Annotated in this window: 2 protein-coding genes; both read left to right on the forward strand. The window is 43.6% G+C overall.

Annotated elements, in window-relative coordinates; genetic code table 11:
* On the forward strand, positions 1 to 610 hold a 610-nt coding region (locus HRU21_12915; protein NRA43190.1), incomplete at its 5' end, for a hypothetical protein.
* A 5-nt stretch (positions 611 to 615) separates the two neighbouring features.
* Positions 616 to 2261: TonB-dependent receptor (locus HRU21_12920; protein NRA43191.1), on the forward strand; the 1646-nt coding region annotated here is incomplete at its 3' end.

Here is a 2261-nt window from a genome sequence, read left to right on the forward strand (position 1 = left end):
CCAATATTCGCTTAAGATTGCAACGCGATTGAAAAATGATGCTGCTCAATTTGCGCGTTTGTGGGCAGATTACCAGAACAGCTTTGTTGCCAACGGCGCGTCCAGCGTGACAGACTTGAGCGACAGTATGTTTTACCTTGAAACCGTGGTTAAAGATGTGAAGCTTGCCCAAGTGCTGGGACTTAATAATAAGTGCAGTAATAATAGCTGCGAGTTAAATGCTGAATCACCTTACGCCAACGCTGGCTACGACTTTATTTTAGCGAATTTACAAGCCTTTGAAACCATATTTAGCGGTGGTGATGGCTATGGCTTTGATGATGCTTATATTGAGCGTGGTGAGGCCGCTGCAGCCGCCGCTATGTTGAGCGATATTGCCTTAGCCCGTTCTACCGCTGAAAAGCTCAGCAGCCAAACACAAAGCTTATATGCTTATGCTGAAACCGTTGATCGTGATGATTGTGAGAACTTTGCCGCTGCGCCAACTACCGGTGAGACAGCCTGCCATCTTTACGGTCAAATCAAAATCATCAGCGATAAATTAAAAACTGAATTTACTACCATAATAAGCACCGGCATTCCTAATTCAGCCGCAGGTGATGGAGACTAGCGTTCATGATGTTTAAACAGTCTACTTTCTATGTGATCACATCAGCCTTTGCGTTAAATGTTTTTGCACAAACTGAGCAACTCACTGAAGAGGTCTTGGTGCTCGGTAGCCAAGAAGATTATCAAAATGCAGCCGGCTCGGCGCAGTATCTTGATAGAGAAGCCTTAGAAGATTTTGAATACACTGATGTTAATCAGGTGTTAGCGCAAGTCCCTGGAGTTTATATTCGCCAAGAAGACGGCTACGGTTTGCGTCCTAATATTGGCTTACGAGGCGTGACCTCAGACCGCAGTCAAAAAATAACGATTATGGAAGACGGTATCTTAATTACGCCAGCGCCATATTCAGCCCCAGCTGCTTATTATATTCCTAATGTTAATCGTATGCAGGCCGTGGAAGTGTTTAAAGGCCCAGCCTCAATTAAATTTGGGCCTAACACTGTGGGTGGCGCCATTAATTTTGCTACGCGACCTGTTCCACAAAATAAGACGGCTGAGGTCGACCTCTCATACGGCAGTTATAATTATCAAAAATATCGTGCTTTATATGGAGAAACTCTGCAAAACTTTGGTTATCTGATTGAAGGCTTACGCTATAGTGCCGATGGTTTTAAAGAGCTTGATTCAGATAAAAATGCGAATACTGGCTTTGAGCGTAATGATATTAACGCAAGGTTAATGTGGCAATCGGATGCTGATGCAAGTTTTTATCAACGTTTAGAACTCAAGCTCGGCTATGCCGATGAAACTTCCAATGAAACCTATTTGGGTTTAACCGAAGCAGATTTCGATGACGATGCCTTGCGTCGATATAGTGCCAGCAGTGAAGATGAATTCACTTCGACACATAGCCAGCTGCACCTGATACATACGCTGGAGTTGAATGATCTTACTACTCTTACGTCGCGTGCCTATTATAATAATTTTCAGCGTGACTGGATAAAGTTTGATGGCTTTATTGACGATGCTGCACCTGAAGCAAAAGAGATATTAAGTTCCCCTGAATTATATCCAAGCTTTATTGGGATTATTCGCGGCGATCAAGACTCTGGCGATCAAGCGATTGATGTCACCAATAATGCGCGAGAATATGGCTCACAGGGGCTAAGCATCGATGCCGTTGTTGAGCTTGATGGTGCAACAGTAAGCCAAAGCATTGAAGCGGGTTTACGTTATCACTATGACTACGTGCAACGTGATCATAAGCAATATGCGTTTGATATGCAGTCGGGGCGCTTACAAAACAAACGTTTTCAGAAATTTGTTGATGATAATAAAGACCAAAGCGTTGCACTTTCAGCCTATATTAATGACACGCTTGTGATTGATAAATGGCGCATTAATCTTGGTGCAAGACTTGAGTCGATTGATTCTGAGCGTAAAGACGACCTGGATAGTAATAATGATAACGATAGAAGCCATACTGAGTTTCTGCCAGGCGTTGGTGTGTTCTATAGTATCTCCGATCAACTTGGGGTTTTATTGGGCGTAAATAAGGGCTTTTCACCGAATGGCCCAGGTGCAAGTGATGATGTCGACCCAGAACAGTCTATCAATTACGAATGGGGCGTGCGTTATAATCGAGAACAACTGAAAGCCGAAGTAATAGGCTTCTTCAGTGACTATTCCAATCTAATTGGTCGCTGCCGAGC

It is taken from the genome of Pseudomonadales bacterium (genome assembly GCA_013215025.1).
GTDB lineage: Bacteria > Pseudomonadota > Gammaproteobacteria > Pseudomonadales > DT-91 > DT-91.